This is a genomic window from Enterobacter sp. CFEC122, from assembly GCF_052983755.1.
Window position 1 is genome coordinate 57,733 of the sequence record NZ_JBRIQR010000020.1, and the last position, 25,702, is coordinate 83,434.

General features: G+C 56.3%; 21 protein-coding genes and 1 pseudogene. 8 read left to right on the forward strand and 14 right to left on the reverse strand.

Annotated features, from left to right (window positions below; genetic code table 11):
- Positions 1–43 precede the first annotated feature (43 nt).
- Complete coding sequence (gene zntA / locus ACVCAM_RS15335) at positions 44–2,215, forward strand: Zn(II)/Cd(II)/Pb(II) translocating P-type ATPase ZntA (RefSeq protein ID WP_025912216.1); 2,172 nt, start codon at positions 44–46, stop codon at positions 2,213–2,215.
- 89 nt (positions 2,216–2,304) lie between these two features.
- On the opposite strand, the gene ubiA is transcribed toward zntA, so the two are convergent.
- The 5 genes from ubiA to malK form a co-directional block, all read right to left on the reverse strand.
- Positions 2,305–3,174, reverse strand: a complete 870-nt coding sequence (gene ubiA, locus ACVCAM_RS15340) for a 4-hydroxybenzoate octaprenyltransferase (protein ID WP_407222963.1) — start codon at positions 3,172–3,174, stop codon at positions 2,305–2,307.
- Between the two features lie 12 nt (positions 3,175–3,186).
- Positions 3,187–3,684, reverse strand: a complete 498-nt coding sequence (gene ubiC / locus ACVCAM_RS15345; protein WP_021242729.1) for a chorismate lyase — start codon at positions 3,682–3,684, stop codon at positions 3,187–3,189.
- Between the two features lie 180 nt (positions 3,685–3,864).
- The gene (gene malM, locus ACVCAM_RS15350; protein WP_025912217.1) at positions 3,865–4,818 is read right to left on the reverse strand and encodes a maltose operon protein MalM; all 954 of its coding nucleotides are present in this window, start codon (positions 4,816–4,818) and stop codon (positions 3,865–3,867) included.
- Between the two features lie 112 nt (positions 4,819–4,930).
- Positions 4,931–6,256 (reverse strand): maltoporin, encoded by a 1,326-nt coding sequence (locus tag ACVCAM_RS15355; protein ID WP_407222962.1) that lies wholly within the window; start codon positions 6,254–6,256, stop codon positions 4,931–4,933.
- Between the two features lie 71 nt (positions 6,257–6,327).
- Entirely contained in the window at positions 6,328–7,437 is a 1,110-nt protein-coding gene (gene malK, locus ACVCAM_RS15360; protein WP_008500080.1) for a maltose/maltodextrin ABC transporter ATP-binding protein MalK, read from the reverse strand.
- A gap of 370 nt (positions 7,438–7,807) precedes the next feature.
- Here malK and malE point away from each other — a divergent pair, with 370 nt between their 5' ends.
- The 3 genes and pseudogenes from malE to malG all read left to right on the forward strand — a co-directional run.
- On the forward strand, positions 7,808–8,998 hold the full coding sequence (gene malE / locus ACVCAM_RS15365) for a maltose/maltodextrin ABC transporter substrate-binding protein MalE (RefSeq protein WP_008500079.1): 1,191 nt from the start codon (positions 7,808–7,810) through the stop codon (positions 8,996–8,998).
- A gap of 121 nt (positions 8,999–9,119) precedes the next feature.
- On the forward strand, positions 9,120–10,664 hold the full coding sequence (malF, locus tag ACVCAM_RS15370; protein WP_025912219.1) for a maltose ABC transporter permease MalF: 1,545 nt from the start codon (positions 9,120–9,122) through the stop codon (positions 10,662–10,664).
- Between the two features lie 68 nt (positions 10,665–10,732).
- Positions 10,733–11,254, forward strand: a pseudogene (malG, locus tag ACVCAM_RS15375) (maltose ABC transporter permease MalG); the annotation flags it as partial.
- Positions 11,255–11,351: 97 nt separating this feature from the next.
- Here malG and psiE read toward each other — a convergent pair.
- The 6 genes from psiE to pgi all read right to left on the reverse strand — a co-directional run bounded on the left by psiE (position 11,352) and on the right by pgi (position 17,716).
- Positions 11,352–11,762, reverse strand: a complete 411-nt coding sequence (gene psiE / locus ACVCAM_RS15380) for a phosphate-starvation-inducible protein PsiE (protein WP_021242727.1) — start codon at positions 11,760–11,762, stop codon at positions 11,352–11,354.
- 162 nt (positions 11,763–11,924) lie between these two features.
- Complete coding sequence (locus ACVCAM_RS15385) at positions 11,925–14,021, reverse strand: YjbH domain-containing protein (protein WP_008503426.1); 2,097 nt, start codon at positions 14,019–14,021, stop codon at positions 11,925–11,927.
- Entirely contained in the window at positions 14,021–14,758 is a 738-nt protein-coding gene (locus ACVCAM_RS15390; protein ID WP_084832291.1) for a capsule biosynthesis GfcC family protein, read from the reverse strand. Before ACVCAM_RS15390 ends, ACVCAM_RS15385 begins: the two co-directional genes overlap by 1 nt.
- Positions 14,755–15,393, reverse strand: a complete 639-nt coding sequence (locus ACVCAM_RS15395; protein ID WP_407222961.1) for a YjbF family lipoprotein — start codon at positions 15,391–15,393, stop codon at positions 14,755–14,757. Before ACVCAM_RS15395 ends, ACVCAM_RS15390 begins: the two co-directional genes overlap by 4 nt.
- A 63-nt stretch (positions 15,394–15,456) precedes the next feature.
- Positions 15,457–15,699, reverse strand: coding sequence for an exopolysaccharide production protein YjbE (gene yjbE / locus ACVCAM_RS15400; RefSeq protein WP_008503423.1), 243 nt, complete (start codon positions 15,697–15,699; stop codon positions 15,457–15,459).
- A gap of 367 nt (positions 15,700–16,066) precedes the next feature.
- On the reverse strand, positions 16,067–17,716 hold the full coding sequence (pgi, locus tag ACVCAM_RS15405; protein ID WP_023293545.1) for a glucose-6-phosphate isomerase: 1,650 nt from the start codon (positions 17,714–17,716) through the stop codon (positions 16,067–16,069).
- Positions 17,717–18,090: 374 nt separating this feature from the next.
- On the opposite strand from pgi, the gene lysC reads away from it, so the two are divergent.
- Positions 18,091–19,440 carry a lysine-sensitive aspartokinase 3 gene (gene lysC, locus ACVCAM_RS15410; protein ID WP_008503421.1) on the forward strand — a complete coding sequence of 450 codons (1,350 nt, stop codon included), beginning with the start codon at positions 18,091–18,093 and terminating at the stop codon, positions 19,438–19,440.
- 41 nt (positions 19,441–19,481) lie between these two features.
- Here lysC and ACVCAM_RS15415 read toward each other — a convergent pair whose 3' ends face one another.
- Genes ACVCAM_RS15415 through ACVCAM_RS15425 form a run of 3 tightly spaced genes read right to left on the reverse strand, consistent with a single transcriptional unit; the run spans position 19,482 to position 22,633 of the window.
- Positions 19,482–20,270: a nucleotidyltransferase domain-containing protein gene (locus tag ACVCAM_RS15415; RefSeq protein WP_025912222.1), complete on the reverse strand. Its 789-nt coding sequence runs from the start codon at positions 20,268–20,270 to the stop codon at positions 19,482–19,484.
- Positions 20,271–20,274: 4 nt separating this feature from the next.
- Entirely contained in the window at positions 20,275–21,501 is a 1,227-nt protein-coding gene (locus tag ACVCAM_RS15420) for an RtcB family protein (RefSeq protein WP_021242724.1), read from the reverse strand.
- Positions 21,502–21,505: 4 nt separating this feature from the next.
- A complete protein-coding gene (locus tag ACVCAM_RS15425) occupies positions 21,506–22,633 on the reverse strand; it encodes a slipin family protein (protein ID WP_023618733.1) in 1,128 nt (375 codons plus the stop codon).
- 263 nt (positions 22,634–22,896) lie between these two features.
- Between ACVCAM_RS15425 and ACVCAM_RS15430 the strand changes: the two genes are divergently transcribed.
- The 3 genes from ACVCAM_RS15430 (at position 22,897) to panS (ending at position 25,699) form a co-directional block, all read left to right on the forward strand.
- Positions 22,897–23,124: a hypothetical protein gene (locus tag ACVCAM_RS15430; protein ID WP_447093622.1), complete on the forward strand. Its 228-nt coding sequence runs from the start codon at positions 22,897–22,899 to the stop codon at positions 23,122–23,124.
- Positions 23,075–24,649 (forward strand): RNA repair transcriptional activator RtcR, encoded by a 1,575-nt coding sequence (rtcR, locus tag ACVCAM_RS15435; RefSeq protein ID WP_008503417.1) that lies wholly within the window; start codon positions 23,075–23,077, stop codon positions 24,647–24,649. Before ACVCAM_RS15430 ends, rtcR begins: the two co-directional genes overlap by 50 nt.
- Positions 24,650–24,754: 105 nt before the next feature.
- Positions 24,755–25,699 carry a ketopantoate/pantoate/pantothenate transporter PanS gene (gene panS / locus ACVCAM_RS15440; protein ID WP_023293551.1) on the forward strand — a complete coding sequence of 315 codons (945 nt, stop codon included), beginning with the start codon at positions 24,755–24,757 and terminating at the stop codon, positions 25,697–25,699.
- The last annotated feature ends 3 nt before the right edge of the window (positions 25,700–25,702 follow it).

Sequence of the window (25,702 nt, forward strand, 5' to 3'; positions counted from 1 at the left end):
TATGCTGCGGTTAATGAGAAAATTATCATTGCCGGAGACTGCCATGTCGACTCCAGAAACACCCAAAAAAGTCCCTCAATTCTCGGCGCTTAAGCTCAGTCCCGTTCCGTCGAAAGACGACTGCTGCTGCGAAGGCGCGTGCGAAACGCAAACTCAAACGCTTCCTGAAAGCGGCAACCGCTACAGCTGGGTCGTTAACGGCATGGACTGCGCCGCCTGCGCCCGCAAAGTGGAAAATGCGGTGAAACAGGTGCCGGGCGTCAGCCACGTTCAGGTGCTGTTCGCCACCGAAAAGCTGCTGGTTAGCGCCGATAACGACGTCAGCAAACAGGTTGAAGACGCGGTAAGCAAGGCGGGTTACAGCCTGCGTAGTGAAGCCGCGCCCGCGGAAAAAACCTCTTCACTGAAAGAAAACCTGCCGCTCATTACCCTGATCATCATGATGGCCCTGAGCTGGGGGCTGGAACAGATCAACCATCCGTTCGGCAACCTGGCGTTTATCGCCACCACGCTGGTCGGGCTGTTCCCGATTGCCCGCCAGGCGCTGCGTCTGATGAAAAGCGGCAGCTGGTTCGCCATTGAAACGCTGATGAGCGTGGCGGCCATCGGCGCGCTGTTTATTGGCGCGACGGCAGAAGCGGCGATGGTATTGCTGCTGTTCTTAATCGGTGAACGTCTTGAGGGCTGGGCGGCGAGCCGGGCGCGTAAAGGGGTCAGCGCGCTGATGGCGCTGAAGCCGGAAACCGCCACGCGCGTAGTAAACGGCACGCGTGAAACGGTCGCCATCACGACCCTGCGTCCGGGCGACGTGATAGAAGTTGCGGCAGGCGGACGCCTGCCTGCCGACGGCGCGCTGCTTACCGCCACCGCGAGCTTTGATGAAAGTGCCCTGACCGGTGAGTCCATTCCGGTTGAACGTGCCGCAGGTGAAAAAGTGCCTGCTGGCGCCACCAGCGTCGACCGTCTGGTGCAGCTCACCGTGCTTTCCGAGCCGGGTGAAAGCGCCATCGACCGCATCCTGAAGCTGATTGAAGAGGCCGAAGAGCGCCGCGCGCCGGTCGAACGCTTTATCGACCGCTTCAGCCGCATCTACACGCCCGCCATTATGCTGGTTGCCCTGCTGGTCACCGTCGTCCCACCGCTGTTCTTTGGCGCGCTGTGGGAGGGCTGGATTTATAAAGGGCTGACGCTACTGCTGATCGGCTGCCCGTGCGCGCTGGTCATCTCCACCCCGGCGGCCATTACCTCCGGCCTGGCGGCGGCGGCACGTCGCGGCGCGTTGATTAAGGGCGGCGCGGCGCTGGAGCAGCTGAGCCAGATCCAGCATATCGCCTTCGATAAAACCGGTACGCTGACCGTCGGCAAGCCGCAGGTGACCGGTGTGTATCCGCAGGAAATCAGTGAAGACGAACTGCTGATCCTGGCCGCCGCCGTAGAGCAGGGTTCCACTCACACGCTGGCGCTGGCGATTGTGCGAGAAGCGCAGTCGCGCGGGCTGAATATCCCACCGGCAACCGCTCAGCGGGCGCTGGTAGGCTCCGGGATTGAGGCCACCGTTGACGGTAAAAAGGTACTGATTGTCGCGGCGGGCAAGTCTTCTCATCCTGAGGTGGAGGCGTTAGAACAGACCGGACAAACTGTCGTGACCGTCATGCAGGACGGCGTCGCAAAAGGGATGCTGGCGCTGCGCGACACCCTGCGCGATGACGCAAAAGAAGCCGTGGCGGCGCTGCATCAGCTGGGCGTGCAGGGCGTGATTCTCACCGGCGATAACCCTCGCGCGGCGGCAGCGATTGCCGGTGAGCTGGGGCTGGCGTTTAAAGCCGGATTACTGCCGGCGGATAAGGTCAGCGCGGTAACGGAGCTGAACGCGCACGCCCCGCTGGCGATGGTCGGAGACGGGATTAACGATGCCCCGGCGATGAAGGCGTCCACCATCGGCATTGCGATGGGCAGCGGCACCGACGTGGCGCTAGAGACGGCGGACGCGGCGCTGACCCACAACCGCCTGACCGGACTGGCGCAGATGATCGATCTTGCGCGGGCGACGCGTGCCAACATCCGCCAGAACATCGGCATCGCGCTGGGGCTGAAGGGGATTTTCCTGGTGACCACCCTGCTCGGCATGACCGGACTGTGGCTGGCGGTGCTGGCGGATACCGGCGCGACGGTGCTGGTGACGGCGAACGCGCTGCGGCTGCTGCGTCGCCGGTAAAAAAACGCCCGGTGGCGCTAACGCTTACCGGGCCTACATATCCTGCTAAAACGTAGGCCGGGTAAGGCGAAGCCGCCACCCGGCTTTTTTTATAAGAAGTAGCTCATCGCCAGGCCTAAAAACAGCACCAGACCGACGTAGTTATTGTTCATAAACGCCTTGAAGCAGGCGTCGCGTTCGCGCTTCGCAATCAGCTTTTGCTGGTACGCAAACAGCAGCCCTGCCACCAGCACCGACCAGTAAAACGCCCAGTTCAGCCCGTTCAGGCGGCCAATCGCCACCATCAGCGCCAGCACGGCGACCTGCAGAATCCCGATAATCAGCTTGTCCTGACGGCCAAAGAGGATGGCGGTGGATTTGATGCCAATTTTCAGGTCATCGTCGCGGTCAACCATCGCGTATTGCGTGTCGTAAGCCACGGCCCAAAGTATGTTCGCCATGAACATCAGCCAGCAGCTGAGCGGTAAGGACTCACTAACTGCCGCAAACGCCATTGGAATCGACCAGCCAAACGCTGCGCCCAGTACCACCTGAGGCAGGTGGGTATAGCGCTTCATAAACGGATAAACCCAGGCCAGTGCCAGCGCCGCAACGGAAAGCAGTATGGTCATGGTGTTCAGGGTTAACACCAGCAGGAAAGAGAGCAGCACCAGAACAGCAAACAGCACGCGGGCTTCTTTCCCGGTCACCTGCCCGCTGGGTAACGGACGACCGGCAGTACGTTTAACATGGCCGTCGAATTTACGATCGGCATAATCATTGACCACGCAGCCCGCTGCGCGCATCAGCCAGACGCCAGCAACAAACACGCCCAGGATCCACAGCGGCGGCACGCCCGGCGTGGCGACCCACAGCGCCCATAAGGTCGGCCACAGCAGCAGCAACGCGCCAATCGGTTTATCGGTACGCATTAAGCGGTGATACGCCAACAGCTTATTCTGCGTCAGGCTCCACTCCATTTTTTCTTCCTCTTAGTACAACGGTGATGCCGGTAAAAAAAGCTCCGTCAGAATTAACGGTTTACCGCTCAGGCGAAGGCGGGAACGACGCCCCCAAAGTTCAGCATCACGACCAATCTCAATAAAATCCCGGGTAAGCTCAGACGAGGTGAAAAGGTAACGCCCCAGCGGCGTTTTCCCCAGACGTTGCAGCGCCAGCTCGGGCCCGGACAAAGTGGACTCGGGCACCACCGTCCGTCCGGCAAGCCACGGCTCGCCGTCAGCGCAGAGTAAAATTTCACGCAGCCAGTAACGTGGCTCGTGCGGCAGCAGCGGCAGCTCGTTGGCGATCTCATCGCCAGAGACAAACCCTTCCTGAATCAGGGTCACCGTGACCGTTTTTCCCTGCTGCTCAAAACGTTTTGTCATGGAATCTTCCAGCAACAGCCAGTCCAGCTGCTGCGGATCAAGCGCAGGTATTTGGTCGAAATAGCGCAGCGCACGCAGTTGCGTTAGCGCAGGGTGTGACATGCCAGACTCTCCGATACATAACGTACAGGCATTGTATCGCAGAAACGCGGATTGAGGGGGGCCAAACGTTATTTAACGATCACGATCGCAACAAGAGTGCAACAGCCCGGCGGAGACGAAAAAAAGTGCGCCCACTCAGGCGCACCAAACGACTAACAAATCAGCATTGTGGGGAAACGGTTACCCCTTGCCTTTTACACTGCTGATAAAGGTGGAACGGGCAGTGGTTGAACCTAAACGTTCGGCTTCATCAAGCAGCTTCAGCGCTTTATCGACATCGCCGCGCTTCACCGCCTGCTTGATGGCATTGTTGAAGTATTCTTCGGTGTCATTCAGTACCGGCTCCGCTTTCTTCGCCGGGGCCGGCGCTGCGGTCGCTACCGGTGCGGCTGCCGTGGAAGCTGGCGCAGTATAGGCAGGCGCAGCGGTGTTGCCCACGGTGACAGGGCCGGTACCGGAGGAGCCAAACAGCGGGCCGACCAGGACGCTGGACGCACTGCTGGTCGACACTTTCAGCTTCACAAGGCCGTCAGTGGTGTGGCGGGCGATCGGATCCGGGATATCCGGTGCGGCGTTACCTACGCCTTTGGCATAGGCCTTCGCAGGATCAAGCAGCGTGGTGGTTTGCTGCAAATCTTTTTCCGTGGTGAAGACGAGTACATAAATTTTCTGCTGACCCAGCGCAGGCGTCAGGCGCATTACCCCTTCCAGGCGATCGGCGCTCATGACACCCGGTTCCTGATAGGTAAAATATTCGCTCGGGAAGAACGCAGAAGGCGTCATGTTCTGGTCAAGAATCAGCACGTTCGGCGCAAAGACGCTGGTCTGTTTATTGACTTCACTGGAGAGCGTTAACGTCAGTTCGCCAATGTTAGCGGGCACGCTGTACGCGACCACCGGACCACTAATACCCGGAACATTAAGCGGCTGCCCACCCGTCGAGAGCTGGGTCGTTTGGGCTTTAGATTGATCGACAGGCGTCCAGACCAGCTGTTGCAACGCAGCTGCCGGAATGGCCGGCGCGGATGTTGTGTTTTGCGGAACGAAATTCACATTAGCGAGCGTTACAGCAGGCGCGCTCGCCAGCAACCCTGCGGATAAACAAAGGGCAAGGAGAGTTTTGTTCATTTTCATTGTTATCACCTCAAAATGCACAGGTCAGCGGTAGCCAGGCAATAGCGCGCCGTCCCAAGGATTGAGGGGCTTGCGCCCCTCAGTTTGGTCATTACGTCAGATTAAGACGGGATTACCACCAGATTTCCATCTGGGCGCCGAAGGACCACTCATCGTTGTCACCACGGCTGTAGGTTTTGGCTTTGGTATCGCTTTTTGCAATGCCGTTGTCATAACCCCATTTCTCATCCCACTTCGCGTAAGTTGCGAAGACACGGATCGCTGGACGGGACCAGATGCTGTTACCGGCCTGCCATTGCTGTGCAAGGGTAATTTTGTACTGGTTGTTGGTATCGTCAGTTTTCTGCGACTTAACGTTGTCGTAGCCAACTTCAAGCAAGGTGCTCATGATTGGCGTCCATTTATACATTGGGCGCACACCCACGGTGTACCAGGTCGTACCGTTGTTGTCGTCACGATCGATATCCTGATACATACCGACGTACATCAGATCCCAGCTGTCACCCAGAGAGATCGCACCGTGGTCGAGAATACGAACCAGGGAACCGTTGTTGTTAATCTTGTTATTTACAACACCAATTTCAGCGTCTTTGTCATAGTTGTTGCCGGTGAAGGAACCCTGCGGAATACCTTTGCCCTGAGTGGTCATTGCATCGGTAGCGTACTGGACAACAAACTTGTTGTAGCCTTTCAGCATGCTCTGGGTATGTTCAGCGGTGAACATCCAGCCATCTTTAGATGCGCCGTCAGCGAAGCTGTAACCGTCAGTTTTGTTAGCTCGGCCATAGTCAACACCCAACTCCAGCGTGCCGCCCGGGTTGATTTCCATCTGCGCTAAGCGCACATCGAAGACGTCGTTAGCGGTGTCTTTGAAGTCATGATAGATATCGTTGCTGGTGAAGATGTATGAGCCGCCTGCTTCCTGAGAACGGGTCGCTGCCAGAGACAGTTTACCGAAGCCCAGATCGACGTTTTCGATACCGGCACCAGGACCTGAAATATCCCAGTAGTAGAAGTCGATCATGTGAACGTCATGACGCTGATAGAAGCGCTTACCGGCCCAGATGGTGGAACCTGGCAGCCACTCAATCAGGTTTTTACCCTGCACGTTGGCTTCACGGAACGCCGGGTCGGTAGCTTCCCAGTCGTTCTGTTGCGCCACGGAGTACGCTACGTTGGTGTCGAAGTAGAAGCTCTTGTCGCCTTCTTTCCACACTTCCTGGCCCAGCTTCAGTTCCGCATAGGTTTCACATTCGTTACCCAGACGGTATTTACTTTGGGCACCGGTTGCCTGGAAGCACTGCTGTTCGCCGCCACTACCCGTCCAGCCGATACCGGAACGAGCATAACCATGGAAATCCACGGCCAGTGCCTGAGCAGACATTACGCCCGCTGCGACGGCAACTGCCAGAGGAAGTTTGCGCAGAGTAATCATCATTCTATCTCCTGAGATCATTGCTTTTCTTTGAACACTTCACCTGTCGGTTTCGTGTCTTCTTTTGGGATTGCTTAAACGCCTGGCTCTTTGTGCAACCGACGACATGCGGTGCCATCCTCACGGAACAGATGGCAGCGCTCTGGCGGCAAGCCGATAGCGAATGTGGCACCCTCTTCTACCAACACCACGTCATTCTGGCGGTAGACCAGGTTCTGACGGATGGCGGGGATCTGGATATGAATCTGTGTTTCGTGACCAAGCTGTTCGACGACCTGAACCTCACCTTCCAGCGTCACATCGGCAATGTGGCTCGGCAGTAAATGCTCAGGACGAATACCGAGGGACATGTTTGCCCCCACCTGTACGTTGGCGCTGTCGACCGGCAGCCACACCTGCTGGCGGTTTGGCAGCTCCACCTGTACCTGTTCAATGGCTGTCGCGGTCACTTTGACGGGCAGGAAGTTCATCTTTGGCGAGCCAATGAAGCCCGCAACAAAGCGGTCTGCCGGGTAGTGATACAGCTCCAGCGGTTTGCCCACCTGCGCCACGCGACCGGCATCCAGCACCACGATTTTGTCGGCGAGGGTCATCGCTTCGACCTGATCGTGGGTGACGTAAATCATCGTGCGGCCAAGACGCTTGTGCAGACGGGAGATTTCGATACGCATCTGGACGCGCAGGGCGGCATCCAGGTTGGAAAGCGGTTCGTCGAGCAGGAAGACGCGCGGCTCGGCGACCAAGGTACGGCCAATCGCCACACGCTGACGCTGACCGCCGGAAAGCGCTTTCGGCTTACGCTCCAGCAGGTGCGCCAGCTGTAACACTTCCGCCACCTGCGTCACGCGCTGGTTAATCACCTCTTTCTTTGCGCCGGCCAGCTTCAAACCAAAGGACATGTTCTCGGCGACGGAAAGATGGGGATAGAGTGCATAAGACTGGAACACCATGCCTACGCCACGTTCGGCAGGCGGGATGTCATTCATTCGGGTATCACCGATCAGCAGGTCGCCGCTGGTGATGGTTTCAAGACCGGCAATCATACGCAGCAGGGTTGATTTACCGCAGCCTGATGGGCCGACAAATACCACGAATTCACCTTCGTGGATGTCCAGATTGATGTCTTTCGACACCACAACGTCACCCCAGGCTTTCGTTACATTACGCAGCTGTACGCTCGCCATGCCCTTCTCCCTTCGTTACAACCTGTCACCGACAGAAACATTCAAGATAAGGTGACTATGGGGGATCCATTACTTTCACGAATCCTCCACCCCCCGGCTTTTTTATGGGGGAGGAGGCGGGAGGATGAGAGAGCAGGCTCTGCGACCGGCGTGGGCGGGCTGAGGCAAAATTCGTGAAGCCGCCTGCAAAATTCAGTGCGTTTTTATGTGCGCCAGCACTCATAACTTAAATTTATGCAACGGAGATCACACAAACGGGGGGTGGGGCGTAGGGGTTGGGAGGATGGAAAGAGGATGTCAAATAAGGAGACTGAGTCACGTTGAACCACTGAAGTCATACCACGAGACATCACCAAAAAGGATGGCAGATATGAATATCAAGACTGGCGCACGCGTTTTCGCATTGTCCGCCCTTGCAGCAATGATGATTTCCGCACCGGCGCTCGCCAAAATTGAAGAAGGCAAGCTGGTTATCTGGATTAACGGCGACAAGGGCTATAACGGCCTGGCCGAAGTGGGCAAAAAATTCGAGAAAGACACCGGCATCAAAGTGACCGTAGAGCACCCGGACAAACTGGAAGAGAAATTCCCGCAGGTTGCGGCAACCGGCGACGGCCCGGACATCATCTTCTGGGCGCATGACCGTTTTGGCGGTTACGCACAGTCTGGCCTGCTGGCTGAAGTCACCCCGGACAAAGCGTTCCAGGACAAACTGTTCCCGTTCACCTGGGACGCCGTTCGCTATAACGGCAAGCTGATCGCTTACCCTGTCGCGGTTGAAGCCCTGTCTCTGATTTACAACAAAGACCTGGTCCCTAACCCACCGAAAACCTGGGAAGAGATCCCGAAACTGGATAAAGAGCTGAAGGCGAAAGGTAAATCCGCCCTGATGTTCAACCTGCAAGAGCCGTACTTCACCTGGCCGCTGATTGCTGCCGACGGCGGTTACGCGTTCAAGTTTGAAAACGGCAAATACGACGTGAAAGACGTGGGCGTCGACAGCGCGGGCGCGAAAGCGGGCCTGACCTTCCTGGTCGACCTGATCAAGAACAAACACATGAACGCGGATACCGATTACTCCATCGCGGAAGCGGCGTTCAACAAAGGCGAAACCGCGATGACCATCAACGGTCCGTGGGCCTGGACCAACATCGACAAGAGCAAAGTCAATTACGGCGTGACGCTGCTGCCAACCTTCAAAGGCAAGCCGTCTAAACCGTTCGTTGGCGTGCTGAGCGCAGGCATCAACGCCGCCAGCCCGAACAAAGAGCTGGCGAAAGAGTTCCTGGAAAACTACCTGCTGACCGATCAGGGTCTGGATGAAGTGAACAAGGACAAACCGCTGGGTGCCGTTGCGCTGAAATCCTTCCAGGATCAGCTGGCGAAAGACCCACGTATCGCGGCCACCATGGATAACGCCCAGAAAGGCGAAATCATGCCGAACATCCCACAGATGGCCGCATTCTGGTACGCCACCCGTACCGCGGTTATCAACGCTGCAAGCGGTCGTCAGACTGTCGATGCCGCACTGAAAGATGCTCAGGGTCGTATTACTAAGTAAGTCTGAAAAACGGCGGGTAGCGCGTGCGCTTACCCGCCCTACGACTACGGCACGATCCGTAGGTCAGGTAAGCGCAGCGCCACCTGACGATAAGATTCCACCGTTGTAGAGGAAGAACCCCATGGATGTCATTAAAAAGAAACGCTGGTGGCAAAGCGACGCGCTGAAATGGTCAGCGATCGGTCTGCTGTGTCTGCTGGTGGGTTACCTTGTTGTTTTAATGTACGTACAAGGGGAATATCTGTTCGCCATCATGACGCTGATTTTAAGCTCTGCTGGCCTGTATATTTTCGCCAACCGTAAAGCCTATGCCTGGCGCTATGTCTACCCGGGCGTGGCCGGGATGGGGCTGTTTGTCCTGTTCCCGTTGATTTGTACCGTCGCCATTGCGTTTACCAACTACAGCAGCACCAACCAGCTTGCGCAGGAACGCGCGCAGCAGGTCCTGCTGGACCGCTCATACCAGGCAGGCAAGACCTTTAACTTCGGCCTGTATCCCGCAGGCAACGAATGGAAGTTAGCGCTTACTGACGAAGCAAGCGGGAAATACTATGTCTCTGACGCCTTCAAATTTGGCGGCGAGCAGAAGCTGGCCTTAAAAGAGGCCCAGGCCCTGCCGGAAGGTGAACGTGCCAACCTGCGCGTCATTACCCAAAACCGTCAGGCGCTGACCCAGCTCACCGCCGTGCTGCCAGACGACAGCAAAGTGATCATGAGCTCGCTGCGCCAGTTCTCCGGCACCCAACCGCTCTATACCCTGGGGGATGACGGCACGCTGACCAACAACCAGAGCGGCGTGAAGTACCGTCCGAATAACGACATTGGTTTCTATCAGTCCATTACTGCCGACGGCAAATGGGGTGATGACAAACTCAGCCCGGGCTATACCGTCACCATCGGCTGGGACAACTTTACCCGCGTATTTACCGACGAAGGCATTCAGAAACCGTTCTTCGCCATCTTCGTCTGGACGGTGGTCTTCTCCGTACTGACCGTGATCCTGACCGTGGCCGTGGGCATGGTGCTGGCCTGTCTGGTCCAGTGGGAATCCCTGAAGGGCAAAGCGATTTACCGCGTGCTGCTGATTCTGCCGTATGCCGTACCGTCGTTTATCTCGATTCTGATTTTCAAAGGGCTGTTTAACCAGAGCTTCGGTGAAATCAACATGATGCTGAGCGCGCTGTTTGGCATCAAACCGGCCTGGTTCAGCGACCCGACCACCGCCCGCTCGATGATCATCATCGTGAACACCTGGCTGGGCTATCCGTACATGATGATCCTGTGCATGGGGCTGCTGAAGGCCATCCCGGATGACCTGTACGAAGCTTCGGCGATGGACGGCGCGGGTCCGTTCCAGAACTTCTTTAAGATTACGCTGCCGCTGCTCATCAAGCCGCTCACCCCGCTGATGATTGCCAGCTTCGCCTTTAACTTTAACAACTTCGTGCTGATTCAGCTGTTGACCAACGGCGGCCCGGACCGTCTTGGCACCACCACGCCGGCAGGCTATACCGACCTGCTCGTGAGCTACACCTACCGTATCGCCTTCGAAGGCGGCGGCGGTCAGGACTTCGGTCTGGCGGCAGCGATTGCCACCCTGATCTTCCTGCTGGTGGGCGCCCTGGCGATTGTGAACCTGAAAGCCACACGTATGAAATTTGACTAAGGAGGGCACTGAACATGGCTATGGTACAACCCAAATCTCAGAAACTGCGCCTCCTGGCGACGCACCTGGGCCTGCTGATTTTCCAGATGTTCCCGGCGGTGCTGTCGCTGGTGGCGCTGTATGCCCTGTTTGACCGCCTGGGCCAGTACATTCCGTTTATCGGTCTGAACACCCACGGCGGAGTGATCTTCGCCTACCTTGGCGGTATCGCACTGCATGTGTGGACCATTAAAGGGTATTTCGAAACCATCGACGGCTCGCTGGAAGAAGCGGCCGCGCTGGATGGCGCGACCCCATGGCAGGCGTTCCGCCTGGTGCTGCTGCCGCTGTCGGTGCCGATTCTGGCGGTAGTGTTTATCCTGTCGTTTATCGCTGCGATCACCGAAGTACCGGTTGCCTCACTGTTACTGCGTGATGTGAACAGCTACACCCTGGCCGTCGGCATGCAGCAATACCTCAACCCGCAAAACTACCTGTGGGGCGACTTTGCCGCGGCGGCCGTACTTTCTGCCATCCCGATTACCGTGGTGTTCCTGCTGGCGCAGCGCTGGCTGGTGAACGGCCTGACGGCGGGCGGTGTGAAAGGTTAAGTTTCATTTTGTTATGCCACTGCAACCCTCAACTTTAGACGTATTGTATTGACCCAACTTGTGACTGTTGTTAGGCGGCCTCCGGGCCGCCATTTTTTTATTCGCGTTTCAGCCGCTTCGAGTTACACAGCCAGAGGGTGATCACCAGCAGCAGGATCGCCGCCGAGTAGATCAGCACATCGAGCGGGGATTTATGATCGACGATGATCAGCCGCACAATCGCGGTGATCCCAATGTAGACAAAATAACGCAGCGGGAAGTGAAAGCCGGACTGAAAATACTTCACAATCAGGGCGATAAATTCAAAGTAGAGAAAGTAGACCACCAGGCCTTCCACCAGCGCATATTTGCTGGTTTGTTCAGGGGCGAACAGCACATCCGCCAGATGCACCGTCTCCTTACCCAAAAAGACGACCAGGATCAGGCCAAGGCTCAGCAGACCGAGGTTCAGCACGGTCTGGAGGACAGTTGAGATAAACTCAACGCGCGGGCGAGTCAGGGATGTCATACAGCACCTCATTCTCCAGGGCGAGATTTCTGTATAACGCAAAAATGTGACGGGGATCTATATTTTTTGTTTATGTTTGGCGCATTCGCCCGGTGGCGCTGCGCTTACCGGGCCTACAAAAACCGTAGGCCGGGCAAACGCAGTGCCGCCCGACGTGAAGCATCAGCGGAAGTTAATGTTCTTATCGCTGGTCATGTCGTACAGCTGGAACTTACGTCCAAGCTGTTGACCGCCGTCACGCGTCAGCGGCGTCCAGCCGATGGCCGCGCGGCTTCGGGTTGGACCGGATGAGAACAGATCCAGCGGAATCGACACGTAAACCCCTTTGGTGAAGTCCCCTTCCCCATATTCGTCCGGCGAGACGTTGGTAATGGTGGCGTAGCCACCCACCACGACGCCGCTGTCGAAGTGTTTGGAGATATCCAGCGTGCCGCCCTTATCGCCCGCCAGGTACTGGCCGACGCTGGCTTTCACCAGCACGTCAGGCGCGAACGACGGCGTCCAGTACGCGGTCAGGTGACCGGTTTTAACGCTGTAGTCGGTGAACTTCATCATGTCCTGCGCGCTGCGCCAGTCACGCTGTTTAACGTAGTTGGCATCAATCCCGAACGCCCAGTTGCTGTCGACAGGACGATAAAGCACTTCTGCCCCCGCACCGCCGTACATGGTTTCCAGATACCCGCCGTACACCTGGCCGTAGAAGCCGTTGCCGAAGTACTGGAAGTAGTTGGCCTGCAGGTTGTTCACGTAAGCATCGTTCTGTACGTACTCACGCACGCGGGTACGCACGCGCGGCAGCGTCGAGTCTTTTGGCGGGTTAGTGTAGTTGAACTTGTCGTAGTTGTTGGCGATGTTGCCGAACAGGCTGCCGGTGGTCAGCAGGTGGTCGGTCAGCCACAGATCTGCCGTCGCCATGACGCCCAGCTGATACATGTAGAAGTTTTCCGGCCCGCCGACGGACTGGTTTAGCACCGGATCGATATGGAAATCGAAGCGCGACTTGTCGATATACCAGCCCTGCTCGGTGGTCTCCGGCACGATCGGCTCAACGCGCTTTTGCACCAGCTCGGTTTCATGTCCGAGCGGTTCGCCTTCCAGATGGCGCTTCAGGCTGGCAACGTCCGTTTCCGTCGTCACCTGCGGCAGGTTGAGACGGTTCTCCGTCACGCGGATCGTACGGATCCCGTCCGGGAGATCGTTCATGACGATCCGGTTGGCGCGCTCGATCCCTTCCCGCGAGTCGCGGTATTTCACCTGCTCGCCGGTGACGTAAAGCGTATCGCCTTTCACCTGAATTTTTGGATCCGCCAGACCGGCATTGTATTTCAGCAGCGTCAGCTGATTTGCCACCACGGAGTGCTGCAGAATCGCATCCTGCGGCTCCGGCTGGTATGCAGGCCGCGCGTTGTCGTTGTAGTGCGGCCGCATGTCGTTGAAGTTGGTGCGCAGCGTAAAGCCAAACATCACCGTATTGCCGCGCTCGTAGCTGAGGTTAACGTCGGCCCAATCGGTGACGCGATAAATGGCGCCGACGTTAAACTTGCTCTTCTGCTCAATCTTCCCGGCGAAGTCCTGTGAGTAGTCATTCCCCTCGTACTCCAGCTTCAGACGCAATGGCTGCCAGGGCGTCTGATACTCCACGCCGCCAAACAGCGAGGCCGGGCCGTGGAACATCTGGTCGCCGTTGATGGAGCCCGCTTTCTGATAGCTGTTATCGCGGTAGCAGTATTTATCGCTGTAGGAGCAAAACGGGTTTTTCACGTTGCCGCTGGTGCCGAGATAGCCCCATCCCAGACCGAGCGAGAAGTCGAACGGCCCCCAGGCCTTGCTGGCCACGATGTATTCCGCATCAAACAGGCCGGTACCGCCAATATCTTTGGCGCCCACGGAGACCTGCGGCATCCAGTAGCTCTCTTCCCACAGGCGCAGCTTGACGTCGAAGGCTTTATCTTTGTAGGTCTGATCGCCTGAGAACGCCTCGACGCTGCTGTATTGTTTCGTACGGACGTCGGTATAGCGCAGCGTGGTTTCAAGCCACGGGAACAACTGCACCGACGCCGAGTAGTAACGATACTGGTCGTTATCACGGTAGTTAAGGCTAATTTCCCCTTCGCGCGCCATACGCGCGGTGGGCGTTTGCAGTAAACCGACGCCGCCGAAGTCTGACTGAGACGGGCCAATGGGTGCCGGATACGTTTCTGCATGGCAGGCGGCACTCACGCAGAGCGCCAGCATGCTGTAGAGATAGGTTCTTTTCATTATTCCGGTATCCGCTGAATCAGGGAGTGAAGGATATCGGCGTTAAGCCCGTCATACGCCTTCGTCCAGAAATGGTCGGCAAAACCGACAAAAATAATGCTGCCCGGCATGGGTTCGATATGGCGTTTATTCCAGTAAGCAACGGGCGCTTTTTGCGTGTGGCCGTCAGGGTAAACCACCCAGGCGTAGCTGTTATCCGCGCCGCTCAGCAGACTCTGCTCGTCGAGATAGCTCGCCACGTCGCGGCCGGGGGTAAAGGGCTTGTTACCCGGGCTGCTGATAAGCCCCATCACGGTCACCGTCGTCGGCTTCGCCGGAAGCCAGAGCGTATAGTCCCCTTCCAGGGTCGGGTTGCCGTTTTCCGTGACGCGCACCTCATCCGGGTCAAGATTGACGTTCTGTCGGCCCGTCACCTTCAGCGCCTGCAGCTGCTGACGGACGCTGTTAATGGCCGCCGCGTCGTCGCCGTCTTCCTGTTCCGCAAGTCCCGTTAGTCTGGCAAGAAGCGCCTTGTGCTGCTGTTCCGCTTCCACGGTCTTCTGCCGTTCAGCGATGACCGCGCCTGGCCACCAGCTGTTGGCAAGCCTTGGCTGTCCGACGAGATCGAGCAGACGTTCGGCGTGGGTTAAGGTTTTAGGTTTTTCACTGTCCGGCGTGTAGACCTTTACCGTTCCCGCGGACCATGCCAGCGGCGCGGCAAAACTGGCGATAAGCGCAGCGTGGATGAGCGTTTTCATGATTTCGCCGCCTTGATCAGGGTGGTTTTGACCGGGAAGAATCCGGCACCGAGATACTGTAAGGACTGGCGGATCTGCCCTTCCTCGTCGATCCAGAAGCGGTTGTGCCAGGTGGCCTGGTCGGTGGTGACCTCTTCATCCAGCACGCGAACCTGCGTTTCGTCGCTGCCGACCTTCACGCTGTCGGTGCCGTCCCAGCGGAAGGTCGAGCGTACCGTGGCGTAACGCACCTGCTTGTGTTCGGTCCAGCCCATCGTGCGCGTCCAGCCCGCGCCGTCGGCGATCTGGTTCGGCTTGATCAGCGGATCGTCAGCGAGATTATTCACCTCCAGCAGGTTATCGCCGCCCAACAGGGTTTTCACGATACGGCCATGCTGCGTCACGATGGTGGCCTGATCCTGCGTCACCCATTTCTGCTGCCCGTTTTCATCGAAAGCGAGCACCACAAACAGTTGCGGGCCATCGTTAAGCTGCATGTACTGACTGGCATAAGGCATGTTCTGAAGCTCGTCATCGGTCAGATGCACGCCCGGTGTGCCGAACAGGCTTTCCCACAGTGAGTTTCCCAGCCCTTTAGTGGTGGCCGAGCATGCCTGCAGCAGCAGGCAAATCAGAATGATTGCTGGTCGCTTCACGACTCTTCTCCGAAGGGGCGAAATAACCACACCGAAGTGTGGTTATGATTAAAACACCCGCTATTACTGGGTGCTGGTTGTCGTGGTGGTCGTGGTTCCGGTGTTGGAGCCATCACCGCCACCGGTTGCCGCCAGCGCGACACCCACGGCTGAACTTACGGTGCTTGCGCTGGCTGCGGTAGAACTTCCCGCAGACGCAGACGTCGCAGCCGAACCTGCCGCTTCCCCGACCTGAACCGGAGCTGCATAGACAGATGTCGCCGCAAGCGCAGATATGGCAAAAATGCCATACAGTACTTTCTTCATAACAATTTCCCTTCAATGAATGAATGGAGATTTGCCCGAAAAGAATTTCAGGCGGAATCGAGTATACACAACTCATGCCGTGGGTTTGCCGTAAGGGGAAATAGAGGGTGGGTTTTCAGACTAATGGATAAAATCGAAATGAAAGACAAAGAGGTAAAATATTAAATAACGATAAAACAATAACTTATAATATTGATATATTAAGTTCCTTCTGCGTATTTTCTTAAAATAAACCGCAGCAATTAACGGGTTAAACGTCTTTTTCAGATTAAACTCAGAACCAGAATTTGAGTTAACTAACAGACATCAGGAATTATCTGATAAAAAAATGCCGGCATTAAGCCGGCACGTTTTCATGGCGTTTTAATTACGCACGCCATGCTTTATAACGGTTGATCAACCCATTGGTCGAGCTGTCATGGCTGGTAATCGCGTTATCGTCACCCAGCTCTGGCAGAATACGGTTTGCCAGCTGTTTACCCAGCTCAACGCCCCACTGGTCAAAGGTGAAGATGTTCAGGATCGCGCCCTGCGTGAAGATTTTGTGCTCGTACAGGGCAATCAGCGCGCCAAGGCTGAACGGCGTGATTTCGCGCAGCAGGATGGAGTTGGTTGGACGGTTACCTTCGAACACTTTGAACGGCACCACGTGCTCCAGCGTTGCCGGATCTTTACCCTGGTCGCGGTATTCCTGCTCAACCACCTCGCGGGATTTACCGAACGCCAGCGCTTCGGTCTGGGCGAAGAAGTTGGACAGCAGCTTCGGATGGTGGTCGGACAGCGGATTATGGGTGATAGCCGGGGCGATGAAATCGCACGGTACCATTTTGGTGCCCTGGTGAATCAGCTGATAGAACGCGTGCTGACCGTTAGTGCCCGGCTCGCCCCAGATGATTGGGCCAGTCTGGTAATCCACCGCGTTGCCGTTACGGTCCACGTATTTACCGTTGGATTCCATGTTGCCCTGCTGGAAGTAAGCAGCAAAGCGGTGCATGTACTGGTCATACGGCAGGATCGCTTCGGTTTCAGCGCCAAAGAAGTTGTTGTACCAGATACCGATCAGCGCCAGCAGCACCGGCAGGTTTTTCTCTGGTGCGGTGGTGGAGAAGTGTTTGTCCATCGCGTGCGCGCCGGAGAGCAGCTCAACGAAGTTGTCGAAGCCCACGGACAGGATGATAGACAGACCGATTGCAGACCACAGAGAGTAGCGGCCACCGACCCAGTCCCAGAATTCGAACATGTTCGCGGTGTCGATACCGAACTCGCTGACGGCTTTGCCGTTGGTGGACAGCGCAGCGAAGTGTTTCGCCACGTGCTTGTTGTCGCCCGCGGTTTTCAGGAACCAGTCGCGCGCGCTGTGGGCGTTGGTCATGGTTTCCTGAGTGGTAAAGGTTTTAGACGCAACCAGGAACAGGGTGGTTTCCGGGTTCACGTTCTTCAGCACTTCGGCGATGTGGGTACCATCGACGTTAGACACAAAGTGCATATTGAGGTGGTTTTTGTACGGGCGCAGCGCTTCGGTCACCATGAACGGGCCGAGGTCAGAGCCGCCGATACCGATGTTAACCACGTCGGTGATCGCTTTGCCGGTGTAGCCTTTCCAGCTTCCGGAGATGATCGCTTCGGAGAAGGTTTTCATCTTTTCCAGCACCGCGTTCACTTCCGGCATGACGTCTTTGCCGTCAACGATGATTGGGGTATTGCTACGGTTACGCAGGGCTACATGCAGCACGGCACGGTCTTCGGTGCGGTTGATCTTCTCACCGGAGAACATGGATTTGATGGCGTCCGCCAGTTCGGTCTCTTTCGCCAGATCCTGCAGTTTTGCCAGCGTCTCTTCGGTAATGCGGTTTTTAGAGAAATCCACCAGCATCAGGTCGTCGAAGGTCGCGGAGAACTTGTTGAAACGATCGGCATCTTTCGCGAACAGGTCCGCGATGGTGACATCTTTCATTTCATCAAAATGTTTCTGGAGTGCCTGCCAGGCAGCGGTCTGCGTTGGGTTGATGTTTTTCATTAGCAATACTCTTCTGATTTGAGAATTGTGACTGCGGTCGATTGTAGCGCCTGCAAATAAAAATTGTGATGGTTTTTATGCCATTGCCCTGGCCTGCATCAAACACAGGTGAAAAGACCCGAAAAGTATAGCTGCTGAAGCGCCCTCCTGGAGCGGAGAAATGTCGGTCAAAATGCCCTAAAACGAAGCATAAAATCTGGCCCTGTTATAAGTCCTGTTTCTCAGGGGTACCCCCCCATAAAAAATCCGCATAATCCCAGCATTGACAGGACCTCCCCCACATTTTATTTATAGGGCCGTATTTTGCGCCTGCACCTGTTTTCGTTTCATTCTTGTGCCATGGTCGCTTATTCATTCCCTGACACGAGGTTGTTATGACGAGTTTTGTGGTCGCCAAGTTTGGCGGCACCAGTGTGGCCGATTACGATGCCATGAACCGCAGCGCCGATGTGGTGCTGGCCGATCCGAATACCCGCCTGGTGGTGCTGTCTGCATCCGCCGGCGTGACGAACCTGCTGGTTTCTCTGTCTGAAGGACTGGAAGCGACAGAACGTTTCGTGAAGCTGGATGCACTGCGCAAAATTCAGTTCGACATCCTTGAGCGTCTGCAGAACCCGAACGTCATCCGCGAGGAAGTGGAACGCCTGCTGGAAAACATCACCACGCTGGCAGAAGCGGCCTCTCTGGCCACCTCCACCGCCCTGACCGATGAGCTGGTCAGCCACGGTGAGCTGATGTCCACCCTGCTGTTTGTGGAAATCATGCGCGAGCGTAACGTTCAGGCGCAGTGGTTTGACGTACGCAAAATCATGCGTACCAGCGACCGCTTTGGCCGCGCCGAGCCGGACGTTGAAGCGCTGGCCGAGCTGACCAATCAGCAGCTGGCCCCGCGCCTGGCAGACGGCATCGTGATCACTCAGGGCTTTATCGGCAGTGAAGCGAAAGGCCGCACGACCACGCTTGGCCGTGGCGGCAGCGACTATACCGCCGCGCTGCTGGGCGAGGCCCTGCATGCTACGCGCGTCGATATCTGGACTGACGTTCCGGGCATTTACACCACCGACCCGCGCGTTGTTTCCGCGGCGAAACGTATTGATGTGATCGCGTTTGAAGAAGCGGCGGAAATGGCCACCTTCGGCGCGAAAGTGCTGCACCCGGCCACGCTGCTGCCTGCTGTGCGCAGCGATATTCCGGTCTTCGTCGGCTCCAGTAAAGATCCAAAAGCGGGCGGCACGCTGGTCTGCAAGAAAACGGAAAACCCGCCGCTGTTCCGCGCCCTGGCCCTGCGCCGTCGCCAGACGCTGGTGACGCTCCACAGCCACAATATGCTGCACTCCCGCGGTTTCCTGGCGGAAGTGTTTGGTATTCTGGCGCGCCACAATATCTCCGTGGATCTGATCACCACCTCGGAAGTGAGCATTGCATTGACGCTGGACACCACCGGCTCCACATCAACCGGTGATACCCTGCTGACGCAGTCGCTGCTGATTGAGCTGTCCGAGCTGTGCCGCGTGGAAGTCGAAGAAGACCTGGCGCTGGTTGCCATTATTGGCAACAAGCTGTCGCGCGCCTGCGGCGTGGGCAAAGAGGTGTTTGGCGTACTCGACCCGTTCAACATCCGCATGATTTGCTACGGTGCGTCCAGCTATAACCTCTGCTTCCTGGTGCCAGCCGATCAGGCCGAGCAGGTGGTGCAGAAGCTTCATCAGAATTTGTTTGAATAAGCGCAAGAATGGCCCGGGCGTTTTCACTACCGGGCCATTCTTTAGCTTTTCATTACTGTTCTCATCAGCAGCGAATCCAGATCTTTTAAATTTCCTTCTCTGCTGTCGGGTAGTACAGGCGGCACTTCTCCTCTCACCAGCTCACTTTGCAAAAAAGCGTGGAGTAAGGGCCGTTTAGGACCATATTCCGCTTCACCTGCGCGCTGTTTTATTTCCAGTAATCCATCGATTTCCGCACGTAACGGCGCACACAGTTCGCTCCCGGCAAGCAGTTCGGCAAAACGCATCGGTGGAACGCCTTTCCCCGCTTCTACCCACCGCGCCGCCAGCAAAGGTCGCAGAACATAAAAGTACTTTTTCAGCCGAACCGTTTCCCCCTGTAAATATCCACGGAAGTTTTTTCGGGCCATTGAGTAGTAATGCCAGCGGGCGCGCAATGGCGAAAACCACGCAGGTATTAGCGCGCGCAACTCGGCCACTACCGTCTCATCCTCCTGATAAACAACAGGGGAATCCAGCCACTCGATAAGCGTCGGGTTTGCCCCCTTCAGCAGGCCCAGTGCCTTGCGCCATTCCCAGCCACAAACGTCCAGTTCATCATCTATCGGCAGCTCGATCACATCCCGCTGGGATTCGACGCGCAGATACCATTCTGGGCGGTGAACGTACAAAAACCGCACATCATAATCGCTATCCGGTGAGGCAAAACCCCATCCCCGGCTGCCCGATTCACAGGCGTAGAGCACGCGCACGTTATAGCGCTGCTCTATATCGCGAAGTTGCGCGCAGACACGTGCGCGCATCGCGCTATCAACATCGTTGTTGCTCATTTTTTTATCCTTTTACACACACTACCTGACGCAGGGTGTGAACGATCTCCACCAGCGACGATTGCGCGGCCATCACGGCGTCAATGTCTTTATAGGCCATCGGCGTTTCATCGATCACCTCATTGTCTTTGCGACACTCTACGTGAGAGGTCGCCTGAATATGGTCGCTAAGGGTATAGCGTTTTTTGGCCGCCGTTCGGCTCATCACTCGCCCGGCGCCGTGGCTGCAGGAACAGAAGCTTTGCTCGTTGCCGAGGCCACGCACGATGAAGCTCTTTGCGCCCATTGAGCCCGGAATAATCCCCATCTGCCCTTTCTGCGCCGACACCGCACCTTTGCGCGTGATCAGTACCTCTTCCCCAAAGTGATGCTCTTTCTGCACATAGTTGTGATGGCAGTTAACCGCCTCCTGCTGCGTAATAAAGGGCTTTGTCACTTCGCGAGAGAGCGCCGCCAGCACGCGCGACATCATCACTTCCCGATTGTGGCGGGCAAAATCCTGCGCCCACTCCACCGCCTCGATGTAGTCCTCATAGTGACGACTCCCCTCCTGAAAATAGGCCAGATTTTTATCCGGCAGATGTCCCAGGTGATGCTGCATATCCTGCTGTGCCAGGGCGATAAACACATTACCGATGGCGTTTCCTACGCCGCGCGAGCCGCTGTGCAACATCACCCAGACGCGCTGCTGCTCATCGAGGCAAATTTCAATAAAGTGGTTTCCGGTACCCAGCGTGCCCAGATGCTGGTAGTTGTTGGTTTTCAGCAACTGCGGGTATTTATCCGTGAGTTGTTTAAAACGTGGGGCCAGCACCCACCAGCGATCGTCCACTTCTTTCGGTGGCGTTTCCCACGCGCCTTTATCCCGTCGAGAACGGGTATTAGTTCTCCCATGCGGTACTGCCTGTTCAATGGCGCTACGTAAACCGCTGAGATTATCCGGCAAATCACCGGCCACCAGCGACGTGCGAACGGCAATCATCCCGCAGCCAATATCCACGCCAACCGCCGCAGGAATAATTGCCCCTTTGGTCGGAATCACGCTGCCGATGGTTGAGCCTTTACCGAGATGAACGTCGGGCATCACCGCAAGGTGTTTGAAAATAAACGGCATCTTTGCAGTATTCAGTAACTGCGCCTGTGCCTCTGGTTCCACGGGCACACCGTGAGTCCACATTTTGATCGGGGCGCCGTTTGACGCCGTCAGTAATTCAAAATCATTCTGTTGCATTGCGTTATCCTTTCAGGTTAACAAGGCCGTGTAATACCTGGTCCAGGCCACCAAATACTGAAATTTTGTCGATACGCTCCGCGACCCTTTCCAGGGTTTCCAGCTCTTTTAAACGCAGCGCCACCGGGTTGTTCTCCATCACCTTTGCGGTGTTTAACAGCGATCGTGTCGCCGCCGTTTCTTCACGTCGGCGAATAACATTCGCCTGGGCAGATTTTTCGGCCTCTACCAGACGGGATAAAATCGTTTTCATATCACCAGGTAAAACAATATCTTTTACCCCAAGCGACGCAATTTCCATTCCAAAGGATGACAGGCGGCCTTGCACCTGTTTGCTGACCACCTCATCAATGATCTGCTTATCTTCCAGTAACTCATCGAGCGTGCGGGTGCCGACCGCCTCACGCAGTGCGAACTGGAGTTCGCGGTACAAATGTTCCAGCGGTTTCGTAAGCTGTCCGCAGGCCTGCAGCACGTCGCTGTAGCGCCAGTTAGCCGCCAGGTTCAGGCGCAGGTTAACTTTGTCCTTCGTCAGGATCTCCTGCCCGCTCACTTCCACCACCTGAAGGCGCGTATCCACGACCTCTGCCTCAACCAGATGGTTAATTTTCCAGTAGGCCGTCAGTCCCGGCGGTAACAGTGCCTGAATTTCTCCGTCGATTTTCACCACCCCGACGTGCCAGGCAGGTACCTGTACGACCAGCATCGCGTCGCGCCCCTTTAGCGCGCCATTGCGACGCGGTTGCAGAGCAGCATTCATCACGTCCACCGGTACCCGCACGTCGCGGGTATCAATTCTTTGCAGGGTCAACGCCGCATCCTGCTGCCAGTACAGACGACGAGTCGAAGGCGGCACAATTTCCTGCAATACGCCGTTGTTCGATAACACCCCGATTTCATCCGCAGTAAGGTCTACCGCCAGGCAGTAACGTACCACCCAGTCAGGCTGAAAGCGGCGCAGATAATCCGCCAGCGCACCCGGCACCTCGCTGCCATCCTGGCTCACCACCAGCACGTCGTCAGTATTGAACCAACCCAGACGGTGTTCACCCGCCTCCAGTACCCGGTAATAATCGCCAGCTTTTGCTACCAGTCCTAACTGACCTTTTTTTATCGTGATTTTCTTAGCCATTTTATATTCCTTAAAGTCAGGCGCGGGTGCAGGCACGAAATCACAGGGGAATGCCTTTTCGCCTGCGATCCGGCGCCATTACCGGCGACCTTCATTGGGATTGCTGACTGCGCAATCCCCGTTTTTACTTTGATGTTTACAACCAGTTTTCATTGGGAGAATGAATCGGGAATCGAACCCTTCTGTCTGTCATTAGTTGACGGAACGCCCCCGGAAAACAGCCTTGCCGTTCCTGGTGCGCCGACGGGGCCTTAACCCCCAGTGTGCTCAACGTCGTGACGTTATCTGTATTGCCAGAAGCGTGCCAAAAACAAAAATCGCCGTTTTATTTTTTTATTTTATTGATAATTAATGCTTTTTATTTATCACGCTTTTCATGCATTGCCGTTCAGCTCAACATTTCTTATCCTGCTATATCGGCAATTATCTTTCTGGATAAATATGAAGAAGCGGAAGGTGGTGATCGGGGTGCTTGGCACCGTGATGGATAAACGGGGAAAGCGGGCTAATCGCTTTCGCAAATGGCGACCGACCGTCGGGCTGTGCCAACAGCCGGATTTCCCGGTCGACAGGCTGGAGCTGCTACATCAACCGCGAGATCTCGGCATGGCTCAGCAACTGGCGGAAGATATTGTGCTGGTTTCCCCCCACACCGAGGTGCGTCCCAGCACGGTAACCATTGAAGACCCGTGGGATTTCGAAGAGGTTTATGCCGCGTTTCTCGATTTCGCCACCCAGTACACTTTTGATACCGATCGCGAAGAGTATTTCGTCCACATCACCACCGGCACGCATGTGGCGCAGATCTGCTGGTTCCTGCTGACGGAAGCACGCTATCTTCCCGCCAGCCTTTTGCAGACTGGCCCTGCCAGAAAAGAAGCCTCTGCTGAGGAGACTGCAGCCGGAACTTACTCAATTATCGACCTGGATTTAAGCCGCTACACGACCCTTACCAACCGTTTTCAGCGCGAGCAGCAGCAGTCAATCTCATTTCTGAAAGCGGGCATTGAGACGCGAAATGCCACCTTTAACAGTCTGATCGACAAGATTGAACGCGTGGCGCTACGTTCAACAGCCCCGATCCTGCTGACCGGCCCCACCGGCGCGGGCAAGTCGTTCCTCGCGAACCGCATTTATCAGCTTAAGCAGTCACGCCATCAGGTTTCCGGCAAACTGGTTTCCGTCAACTGCGCGACCCTGCGCGGTGATAACGCCATGTCCACGCTGTTCGGCCATGTGAAAGGAGCCTTTACCGGCGCACTGTCGGCGCGCAGCGGCCTGCTGCGTGAAGCCGATGGCGGCGTCCTTTTCCTCGACGAGATTGCCGAACTAGGCCTGGATGAACAGGCGATGCTGCTCAAAGCCATTGAAGAGAAAACTTTTTTCCCGTTTGGCTCCGATAAAGAAGTTCACAGCGATTTTCAACTTATCGCCGGAACCCACCGTGATATGCGCCAGTGGGTGGCAGAAGGACGTTTTCGTGAAGATCTCTATGCCCGTATTAATATGTGGAGCTTTGCCTTACCCGGCCTTGCCCAACGGAAAGAAGACATCACGCCGAATGTTGACTACGAACTTCAACGTTTCTCTCGCGAAAGCCAGACGCAAATCCGCTTCGATAAAGAGGCACGCGAAGGCTATCTGGCCTTTGCCTGTTCCAGCAGAGCGCTGTGGCGGGGCAACTTTCGCGAACTGAGCGCCAGCGTCGCACGCATGGCGACGCTGGCGGAACGAGGGCGTATTACTCAGGATCTGGTGCTGGAGGAGATCTCACGTCTTCAGACCGACTGGCAAACTGACGTGACGCAGCCTGCAACTGACATGGAGATTGACCTCTTTGACCAGCGGCAACTGGAAACGGTGCTGGAGGTATGTCGCCGCAGCGCATCGTTGTCTGAAGCCGGACGTGAGCTGTTTGCCGTTTCACGGCTCAAAAAAGCCAATCCTAACGACGCCGACCGACTGCGCAAATATCTGGCTCGCTTTAGTCTGAGCTGGGAAAGCATCCGGTCATAATTCATTTGAATATTACTTCCTTACGCGATAAACAATAACTATAGCCGGGCTCGATCCCGGCTTTTTATAACAAACACACGCAACATTCATCGCAAGGAAATCATTATGTTATCCGCTATTACGCGGCTGTTCCCGTTATGGGCGCTGCTGCTCTCCGTACTCGCGTATTACACGCCCACCACGTTCACCGGTATTGGTCCGTGGGTCGCCACGCTGCTGATGCTGATCATGTTCGGTATGGGTGTGCATCTGAAAGTAGACGATTTTAAGCGCGTGCTGTCTCGCCCTGCGCCCGTCGCGGCAGGAATATTCCTCCACTACCTGGTGATGCCGCTCGCGGCGTGGCTGCTGGCGATGGTCTTTAAGATGCCGCCCGACCTCTCCGCCGGGATGGTGCTGGTGGGCAGCGTCGCCAGCGGCACGGCATCCAACGTCATGATCTATCTGGCGAAAGGCGACGTGGCGCTCTCCGTCACTATCTCGTCCGTCTCCACGCTGGTTGGCGTGATTGCCACGCCGCTGTTAACCCGCCTGTACGTGGATGCGCATATTCAGGTGGACGTGATGGGGATGCTGCTGAGCATTCTGCAGATTGTAGTAATCCCGATTGCGCTGGGACTGGTCATTCACCACCTGTTCCCGCGCGTGGTGAAGGCCGTTGAGCCGTACCTGCCCGCGTTTTCGATGGTCTGTATTCTGGCGATCATCAGCGCAGTGGTGGCGGGTTCCGCCTCGCACATAGCTTCCGTGGGCTTTGTGGTGATCGTTGCGGTGGTGCTGCATAACACCATTGGCCTGCTGGGCGGCTACTGGGGCGGGAAACTGTTTGGCTTCGACGAATCGACCTGCCGCACGCTGGCAATCGAGGTAGGGATGCAGAACTCCGGCCTGGCGGCGGCGCTCGGCAAAATCTACTTCTCGCCGCTGGCGGCCCTGCCGGGTGCGCTGTTCTCCGTCTGGCACAACCTCTCCGGCTCGCTGCTGGCGGGCTACTGGTCCGGCAAACCGATTGAGGAACAAACGAAAAAAGATGCGGTGAAACAGGGTTAATTG

Bases quoted from the DNA above. Each gene is read 5' to 3' on its own strand.
- zntA (WP_025912216.1), top strand. From the start codon at position 44: ATGTCGACTCCAGAAACACCCAAAAAAGTCCCTCAATTCTCGGCGCTT.
- ubiA (WP_407222963.1), bottom strand. From the start codon at position 3,174: ATGGAGTGGAGCCTGACGCAGAATAAGCTGTTGGCGTATCACCGCTTA.
- ubiC (WP_021242729.1), bottom strand. From the start codon at position 3,684: ATGTCACACCCTGCGCTAACGCAACTGCGTGCGCTGCGCTATTTCGAC.
- malM (WP_025912217.1), bottom strand. From the start codon at position 4,818: ATGAAAATGAACAAAACTCTCCTTGCCCTTTGTTTATCCGCAGGGTTG.
- ACVCAM_RS15355 (WP_407222962.1), bottom strand. From the start codon at position 6,256: ATGATGATTACTCTGCGCAAACTTCCTCTGGCAGTTGCCGTCGCAGCG.
- malK (WP_008500080.1), bottom strand. From the start codon at position 7,437: ATGGCGAGCGTACAGCTGCGTAATGTAACGAAAGCCTGGGGTGACGTT.
- malE (WP_008500079.1), top strand. From the start codon at position 7,808: ATGAATATCAAGACTGGCGCACGCGTTTTCGCATTGTCCGCCCTTGCA.
- malF (WP_025912219.1), top strand. From the start codon at position 9,120: ATGGATGTCATTAAAAAGAAACGCTGGTGGCAAAGCGACGCGCTGAAA.
- psiE (WP_021242727.1), bottom strand. From the start codon at position 11,762: ATGACATCCCTGACTCGCCCGCGCGTTGAGTTTATCTCAACTGTCCTC.
- ACVCAM_RS15385 (WP_008503426.1), bottom strand. From the start codon at position 14,021: ATGAAAAGAACCTATCTCTACAGCATGCTGGCGCTCTGCGTGAGTGCC.
- ACVCAM_RS15390 (WP_084832291.1), bottom strand. From the start codon at position 14,758: ATGAAAACGCTCATCCACGCTGCGCTTATCGCCAGTTTTGCCGCGCCG.
- yjbE (WP_008503423.1), bottom strand. From the start codon at position 15,699: ATGAAGAAAGTACTGTATGGCATTTTTGCCATATCTGCGCTTGCGGCG.
- pgi (WP_023293545.1), bottom strand. From the start codon at position 17,716: ATGAAAAACATCAACCCAACGCAGACCGCTGCCTGGCAGGCACTCCAG.
- lysC (WP_008503421.1), top strand. From the start codon at position 18,091: ATGACGAGTTTTGTGGTCGCCAAGTTTGGCGGCACCAGTGTGGCCGAT.
- ACVCAM_RS15415 (WP_025912222.1), bottom strand. From the start codon at position 20,270: ATGAGCAACAACGATGTTGATAGCGCGATGCGCGCACGTGTCTGCGCG.
- ACVCAM_RS15420 (WP_021242724.1), bottom strand. From the start codon at position 21,501: ATGCAACAGAATGATTTTGAATTACTGACGGCGTCAAACGGCGCCCCG.
- ACVCAM_RS15425 (WP_023618733.1), bottom strand. From the start codon at position 22,633: ATGGCTAAGAAAATCACGATAAAAAAAGGTCAGTTAGGACTGGTAGCA.
- rtcR (WP_008503417.1), top strand. From the start codon at position 23,075: ATGAAGAAGCGGAAGGTGGTGATCGGGGTGCTTGGCACCGTGATGGAT.
- panS (WP_023293551.1), top strand. From the start codon at position 24,755: ATGTTATCCGCTATTACGCGGCTGTTCCCGTTATGGGCGCTGCTGCTC.